Here is a 7,829-nt window from a genome sequence, read left to right as displayed (position 1 = left end):
TCATATGCTGTTTAACCAGCGTCTGATATCGGCGGGTAAGGCGAGAGTCAATCCCGCCAACAGATAGGTTGAAATCATTCTGCAAAGTAATAACAGGTATCACGATAAATGTGTAGATACCTATGCCCTGGCGGGGGGGATGGCTCTGACGCTGACCGACTGGCGCGCCGGCCTGGCGGGCCTTGGCGTCAGCGCCCGGCTTAATGTCCTGACTCAGGGTTTGCGCGGGCGCGCCAACGCGGTACTGAATATCGGCCCCGGGCCGCTCCGGCTGACGGATAATCATTTGCCCTTTCGCCTCAATGGCATGGTGAATGACAATAACCTTTCGCTGGATGCCGCTATTCCCGGCGAATTGCGCGGCGATGTCACCGCGCCTTATCTTGCATTATTACCCGGGGCGCTATTGCGGCTGGTGGGTGGCGTATCGGACGCGTTGGATATCGATACCGCGCGTTTGCCCCTCGCCGGTATCCAGCTGTCGTCGTCGGGAGTCAATGGCCGGCTGCAGGCGATTTTGCAGGCCAGGTCAGGCGACAGCGGGCATTTTACCCTGCATTTAGACGGCAAAGCGGTGAACTTTTGGCCTGATGCCGGCGACTGGCGCTGGCGGCTGTGGGGCGATGGCCAGCTGAAACCGTTCGGCGCCCGCTGGCGTATCGCCGGTCGCGGCGCCTGGCAGGATCACCTCCTGCGCCTGAACGAGGCGCAAGGGGAAATGGACCGCTTCCGCTATGGCCTTATTGATGCCCGTGCGCCGCGCCTGCGCTTAACCACGCCGCTGGAATGGCGTCGCGGCACCGATCAGCCGTCGCTGGCGGGCGCACTGGAAATGACCTCAGCGCAGGTGCGATTGCAGCACGGCGGGGTGCTGCCCGCGCCGCGGTTGACGCTGGCGTTGCGCGGGCGCAGCCCGGACGCCTGGCAGTGGCGCGGTACGCTACAGGCGGGCGCGTTGGGGCCGGTACAATTGCACGGACGCTGGGACGGCGAGCGGCTGCGCGGTCAGGCCTGGTGGCCGCAACAGCCGCTGCGGGTGTTTGCGCCCCTGTTGCCGCAAACGTCAGACATTCGGCTGCATAACGGCGAATTTTATGCCCAAAGCGCCTTTTCCGCCTCGGCCAGTCAAGGTTTCATCGCCGGCGGGCACGGCGTGTTGAGCGGGGGCGATATTTGGTATGGCGATAGTCGGCTTATCGGCGTCCGGCTGGCGCTGTCCTACCGTCTGGCGCAAAGCCGCTGGCAGTTGGGGATCCGCCAGCCTGTCTCTTTGCACATTGATGAGATGGTTTCCCCCATCCCCCTGCGCCAGCTGGACACCGGCCTGAAAGGGTTCTATCCCTATGATGATGCTCATCCGCTCACCTTGACGCATCTCCGGCTGAACGCCCTGGGCGGCAAGGTGACGTTAACCCCGCTGCGGTTCCCGCAGCACGCGCCGGCGGTGCTGAAAGTCCAGGGGGTGGAGATGAGCGAGCTTATCACCGCGCTGAAACCTAAACAATTTGCCCTGTCGGGGCGGGTCAGCGGCGAACTGCCGCTGCTGCTCGACGATCCGACGCAGGTCATTCCCCGCGGTTGGATCGCCAGCGATAACCTGATGACGCTGCGTCTGGATCCTCAATTCGCCGACGCGCTTGCCCAGCGGGATATTGCCACCGCCGCCGCCGTCGATTGGCTACGCTATATGGAAATCAGCAACCTGCGCGCCGGGCTGCATCTCAGCCGCGCCGGGGATTTGACCCTTAACGCGAATATTGCCGGAACAGGCGCCCACGCAGCGACCCGGCGGGCGGTACGCCTGCATTACACGCACCGGGAAAATATCTGGCAGCTGTGGCGCAGTTTGCGCTTTGGCGACAGGGTGGAACAATTATTGGAAAAACAGGCGGCAGCCGCCCTGCCTGCCGAAGAGGAGCCTTGATGCATTGGAATAAAAGCTGGATAGCGCTTGTGTCGCCGCTTCTGCTGACACAGTGCGTGCCGCGGATCGAAATCGCCACGCCAACCACGCCAACCACCATTAATATGAATGTGAAAATCGACCACGATATCCACATCAAAGCCGACCCGCAAAGTGAGGCACTGTTGAATCGCGAGCGGGCCAAGCAGGGGCCATCCACGGGTCAGTGAGGGTGTTTACACCGGGTTATTCGCCGTGAAAACGGGACAACGACAGCCGGGCGTGAGAGAGCATGCCATCACGCCGGGCTACCGGCGCTACCTTGAAAAAAGCGCACCCGAAGATGCGCCAAACGGGCCAGGGGCCCAAGGGAGGGTAGGTCAGTTAAATGGTATCAGGCTGCAACGAAGCCCTGGATTGCCGTTTTGGCCTCGTCTTGCGCTTTCACCGCCGCTTCCGGGCCATAAGCCACGCCTTCGGCATAAATAAAGCTGACGTCGGTGATGCCGATAAAGCCCAGGAACAGACGTAGATATTGGGTCACCAGATCGCTGGGGGTGTCTTTGTGAATACCGCCGCGGGTGGTGAGAATAAGCGCGCGTTTGTTTTTCACCAGCCCTTCCGGGCCTTGCTCGCTGTAGCGGAAAGTCACGCCGGCGCGGGCAATCAAATCGAAATAATTTTTCAATTGGCTGGGGATCTCGAAATTGTACATCGGCGCGGTAAATACCAGCACATCATTCCCCTGCAATTCGCTTATTAGCGCGTCGGATAATTCCAGCGCTTGCTGCTGGCGCGGGGTCAAGGTAGCGTCGGAGGGACGCAGCGCACCGACCAGCTCGCCATCCAGTTCCGGCACCGGCTGGGCGCCCAAATCGCGCACGGTAATGTCGTCGCCCGGATGCTGCTCGCGCCATTGGTCAATGAAATGGTCAGCCAATGGGTTCGACTGGGAAAAGGTGGCCAGAATACTGGACTTGACTACCAAAACGTTGCTCATGGTTTTTCCTTAATGATGACGGGGTTCGACAACCTGCGTTTACTTTAGGCAACTTCCTGGCGGCGTGATAGCGCAATAATTCGAGTTGTTTATTCGAAATTATTGAACAATCGCCGAAGCGATCGGGCTGCGCGGCGTAATATGGTAGAATGCGGACGAAAAGTGCAAAGAGAATATCAGGCCGGCCGTGCAGGTCCGGCCGCAGGTAAAGGAAGGTAGACGTGAATTCACCCCTTGCGGCACTGGCCGCGACGCTGGACGATGTCATGATCCGCGACAAAACGGTGCTAACGCGCCGCCTGCAGGGCGCCGCCAAACGCCCTTTGCCCGGCGAACGGCAACAACAGTGGCAGCAACAGATGGAAACCGCCATCGCCGCTTCGCGCCAGCGGGTGCGGGACAGGCGTGCCGCCGTGCCTGCCATTGTTTACCCGGAAAACTTGCCCGTCAGCCAAAAACGCCAGGCGATATCAGACGCGATACGGGACCATCAGGTGGTCATCGTGGCGGGGGAAACCGGTTCCGGTAAAACGACCCAGCTACCGAAAATCTGTCTCGACCTCGGGCGGGGCGTCACCGGCATGATAGGCCATACACAGCCGCGAAGGCTGGCGGCGCGCAGCGTGGCCGATCGTATCGCCGGCGAGCTTGCCACCCCGCTTGGGGGGGCCGTGGGTTATAAGGTACGGTTTAACGATCAGATCGGTGATAACACCCTGGTGAAATTAATGACCGACGGCATACTGCTTGCGGAGATCCAGCAAGATCGCCAGCTATTGCAGTACGACACGCTGATCATCGATGAGGCCCACGAACGCAGCCTGAACATCGATTTTATCCTGGGCTACCTGCATCAGCTGTTGCCACGCCGGCCCGACCTGAAAGTCATTATCACCTCCGCCACTATCGATCCAGAGCGCTTCTCGCGCCACTTTCATCACGCGCCGATCATTGAAGTGTCCGGCCGCACCTATCCGGTAGAGGTGCGCTACCGTCCGCTGGCGGAACAGGCGGACGATGAGGGGGATCAGGCGCAGGGCATTTACGATGCGGTGCATGAACTTAGCCGGGAAGGGCCGGGGGACATTCTGATTTTCATGAGCGGCGAGCGTGAAATTCGCGACACCGCCGATGGGCTCAATCGGCTCAACCTGCCCCATACCGAAGTGCTGCCGCTGTATGCCCGCTTGTCCAACGCCGAACAAAATCGGGTGTTCCAATCCCATGCCGGCAGGCGCATCGTACTGGCGACCAATGTGGCCGAAACCTCGCTCACCGTACCGGGTATTAAATATGTCATCGATCCCGGCACCGCGCGCATCAGCCGTTACAGTTTCCGTACTAAAGTGCAGCGCCTGCCTATTGAGCCGATTTCCCAGGCATCGGCCAATCAGCGCAAAGGGCGCTGCGGCCGCGTGTCGGAAGGGATTTGTCTTCGCTTGTATTCGGAGCAGGATTTTCTCTCACGGCCGGCCTTTACCGATCCTGAAATACTGCGCACCCACCTGGCATCCGTCATTCTGCAAATGACGGCGCTGGGGCTCGGCGACATCGCGGCGTTTCCTTTTGTCGAGGCACCCGACAAAAGGCACATTCAAGACGGCGTGCGGCTTCTAGAGGAGTTGGGGGCGCTGGAAGGCGAAACGGCACAGGGCTATCGTCTGAGCCCGCTTGGCCGCCAGTTAGCTCAACTGCCGCTGGACCCGCGGCTGGCGCGTATGGTGCTGGCGGCCCGCGAGGGGGGTTGCGTGCGTGAAGTGATGATCATTGCCGCCGCATTGTCGATTCAGGATCCGCGCGAAAGGCCGATGGATAAAAAGCAAGCGTCGGATGAGAAACATCGTCGTTTCGCGGATAAAGAGTCCGACTTCCTGGCGTTTGTCAACTTATGGGACTTTCTGCAAACGCAGCAAAAGGACCTGTCCTCCAGCCAGTTCCGCCGCCAGTGCCGGGTGGATTTTCTCAGTTATTTACGGGTGCGGGAGTGGCAGGATGTCTATACCCAACTGCGCCAGACGGTGAAAACCCTCGGCCTGCCGATCAATGCCCAGCCCGCAGACTACCGATCGCTGCACTGCGCGCTGTTGACCGGCCTGCTGTCCCACATCGGGCAAAAAGATACCGATAAGCAGGAATATACCGGCACCCGTAACGCCCGTTTCGCGCTGTACCCGGGATCGGCGCTGTTTAAAAAACCGCCTAAATGGACCATGGTGGCGGAGCTGGTGGAAACCAGCCGGCTATGGGGCCGCACCGCCGCCCGGATTGAACCGGAGTGGATAGAGCCGATGGCCTCCCATCTGGTGAAACGCAGCTACAGCGAACCGCACTGGGAGAAAGCCGCCGGCGCGGTGATGGCCGCGGAGCGGGTCACGCTGTTAGGTCTGCCCATTGTCATCGGTCGTAAAGTCAACTACGGCGCTATCGATCCGGTGTTGTGCCGCGAGCTGTTTATACGTCATGCGCTGGTAGAAGGGGATTGGCAGACCCGTCATCCGTTTTTCCGCGCCAACCGGCGGCTGCTGGACGAAGTGGAGGAGCTGGAGCATAAATCCCGGCGGCGGGATATTTTGGTGGATGATGAAACGCTGTTCGCGTTTTATGATGGCCGTATTGGTCAGGAGGTTGTGTCGACGCGCCACTTCGACAGCTGGTGGCAGCAGGTGCAAAAGACCGATCCTGAGCGACTGAATTTTGCCAAAACCATGCTGGTACGCGCGGGTGCAGACACCATAAGCGCGGTCGATTATCCGAACCTTTGGCGCCAGGGTAATTTAAAGCTGCGTTTGAGTTACCAATTTGAGCCGGGAAGCGATGCTGATGGCGTTACGGTGCATATTCCCTTGCCGCTGTTAAATCAGGTATCGCCGCAGGGGTTTGACTGGCAAATTCCCGGCAGTCGCCGGGAGCTGGTGATTGCACTGATTAAATCGCTGCCGAAACCGTTACGCCGTAACTTTGTGCCGGCGCCCAATTATGCCGAAGCGTTCCTGGCACGCGTCACGCCAGGCGATACACCGCTGCTGGACGCCCTGGAGCGGGAATTACGGCGCATGAGTGGCGTTACCCTCGATCGTGATGCCTGGCAGTGGGACCAGGTGCCTGATCATCTGAAAATCACCTTCCGCGTCGTGGATGAGCAACAAAAAACCCTGGCTGAAGGTAAAGATCTGGACCAGCTGAAAGCCCGGCTTAAAAACAGTGTACAGCAGACGCTGGCGGCTGTAGCGGATGCCGGGTTGGAGCAGGAGGATCTGCAAAGCTGGAATTTTGGCGACCTGCCGCAGCGGTTTGAGCAGAAAAAGGGCGGTTACCGGCTCATGGCCTGGCCGGCGCTGGTGGACGAACGGCAAAGCGTCGCCATCAGGCTGTTTGAAACTGAAACAGAACAGCAGCGGGCAATGTGGCAGGGGGTGCGCCGTTTGCTGTTGCTGACTATTCCGTCGCCAATAAAATACCTGCATGACAAGCTGCCTAATAAAGCCAAGCTGGGACTCTATTTCAATCCCTATGGCAAAGTACTGGATTTGATCGACGACTGTATTCACTGCGGGGTGGATAAGTTGATGGCGGACCAGGGCGGACCGGTGTGGCAGGAGCAGGATTTCCAACGGCTGCAGGAGTACGTCCGTGGCCATCTCAATCCGGTGGTAGTTGAGATAGCCAGTGGGGTGGAGCAAATTTTAAGCGTGGTGTTCGCCATTAACAAACGCTTGAAAGGCAAAGTGGACCTTAGCCAGGCGCTGGCGTTGTCCGACATCAAAACTCAGCTTGACGGTCTGGTGTACCGGGGTTTTGTCACCGCCAGCGGTTGGCGGCGGCTGGGGGACATTTTACGCTATTTACGCGCCGTCGAACGTCGGCTGGATAAGCTGGCCATCGATCCCCACCGCGACCGCGCCCAAATGCTGAAGGTCGAGTCGGTGCAACAGGCATGGCGGCAATGGCTGGCCAAACTGCCGCCCGCCCGGCGTGATGAGGATGACGTCGTTGAGATCCGCTGGATGATTGAAGAGCTCAGGGTCAGCTTCTTTGCGCAACAGCTGGGGACGCCGGCCCCGGTGTCGGAAAAACGCATTCAGCAGGCTATGGACCTCATCCAACCTTAACCGCGCGCACCACGGCGCCACGCCGGCCATTTAGGGCGCCGAGGTGTCCTGCTGGCGGGCGCTTAAATGCTCTAGCTGTTCACGTATCGCGGTAATGGCCAGCGCGCGGTTATCGGCCCGGTAGCGGTCTTTGGCCAGTGGCGCCGAGCTTTGAATGGCTATCAGCCGCCAGCCGGTCAATGTATAAAGCATCAGCGGCGAGCCGCTATCACCGGGCAGGGTATCGCAGCGATGTGAAAGCACCGCGCGCTGCGCCCAGCCGGTAATTTGGCAGTTTTCATGGCGATATAGCGTATCGAGATGATCTTCTGGATAGCCGGCCTGCGTCACGTGTCGTTCTGCCTGTTTCAACTGCAGGGTTAATTCCTCGCGGTCGCCCTCCCAAAGCGGCAGCGGCTTTAGTGCGTTAAAAGGGCGTTTCAGGCGAATTAGCGCAAAATCTTCCCCGGCCGCCGACGGCGGGACCACCCAGCCATCCCCCGCGGGTTTCAGCCGCTTACCGAGTGAGCCGGCCACCAGGGTCTCGATAGCGCTGGTCTGATAGCGCCAGCGCTGACGATCGGCGACAAAACGTAACATGACGGCGGGGTCGATTTTTCCCGGCGGAGCCAGCACGCAATGGCCGGCCGTCAAGGCGAGATGAGGGGATATCAGCGTGGCGGTACACAGATTGCCGCTGGCGGTTTCTACCGCCACACCAGACGACGAATATTTTCCGGCATGCTGCCGAAGGGCTTCTTCAAGTCCCTGAACGTCCAGCTTAAGCATAAACCGCCGAATACCTACCCAAGTCGGAGCTTTCTTCCAGTGTGTGCCA

The 7,829-nt window shown here is 59.6% G+C and carries 5 protein-coding genes; 3 read left to right on the top strand and 2 right to left on the bottom strand.

Annotation, left to right across the window (positions count from 1 at the left end):
* Positions 1–139 precede the first annotated feature (139 nt).
* Both CINSTRO3249_RS10290 and CINSTRO3249_RS10285 read left to right on the top strand, forming a co-directional pair.
* On the top strand, positions 140–1,924 hold the full coding sequence (locus CINSTRO3249_RS10290; RefSeq protein WP_074013216.1) for an intermembrane phospholipid transport protein YdbH family protein: 1,785 nt from the start codon (positions 140–142) through the stop codon (positions 1,922–1,924).
* Positions 1,924–2,133, top strand: a complete 210-nt coding sequence (locus tag CINSTRO3249_RS10285; RefSeq protein ID WP_074013215.1) for a YnbE family lipoprotein — start codon at positions 1,924–1,926, stop codon at positions 2,131–2,133. The genes CINSTRO3249_RS10290 and CINSTRO3249_RS10285 overlap by 1 nt, the downstream gene beginning before the upstream one ends.
* 164 nt (positions 2,134–2,297) lie before the next feature.
* On the opposite strand, the gene CINSTRO3249_RS10280 is transcribed toward CINSTRO3249_RS10285, so the two are convergent.
* Positions 2,298–2,903 (bottom strand): FMN-dependent NADH-azoreductase, encoded by a 606-nt coding sequence (locus CINSTRO3249_RS10280; RefSeq protein WP_074013214.1) that lies wholly within the window; start codon positions 2,901–2,903, stop codon positions 2,298–2,300.
* A gap of 221 nt (positions 2,904–3,124) precedes the next feature.
* Here CINSTRO3249_RS10280 and hrpA point away from each other — a divergent pair, with 221 nt between their 5' ends.
* On the top strand, positions 3,125–7,012 hold the full coding sequence (gene hrpA / locus CINSTRO3249_RS10275) for an ATP-dependent RNA helicase HrpA (RefSeq protein ID WP_074013213.1): 3,888 nt from the start codon (positions 3,125–3,127) through the stop codon (positions 7,010–7,012).
* Positions 7,013–7,042: 30 nt separating this feature from the next.
* On the opposite strand, the gene CINSTRO3249_RS10270 is transcribed toward hrpA, so the two are convergent.
* Positions 7,043–7,780 (bottom strand): trypsin-like serine peptidase, encoded by a 738-nt coding sequence (locus CINSTRO3249_RS10270; RefSeq protein ID WP_084790187.1) that lies wholly within the window; start codon positions 7,778–7,780, stop codon positions 7,043–7,045.
* Positions 7,781–7,829 lie beyond the last annotated feature (49 nt).

Source organism: Candidatus Sodalis sp. SoCistrobi, from assembly GCF_900143145.1.
In the GTDB taxonomy this organism is placed as follows: Bacteria; Pseudomonadota; Gammaproteobacteria; order Enterobacterales; family Enterobacteriaceae; genus SoCistrobi.
The sequence above is the reverse complement of the archived record's forward strand: the minus strand, read 5'-3'. Positions and strand labels throughout refer to the sequence as shown.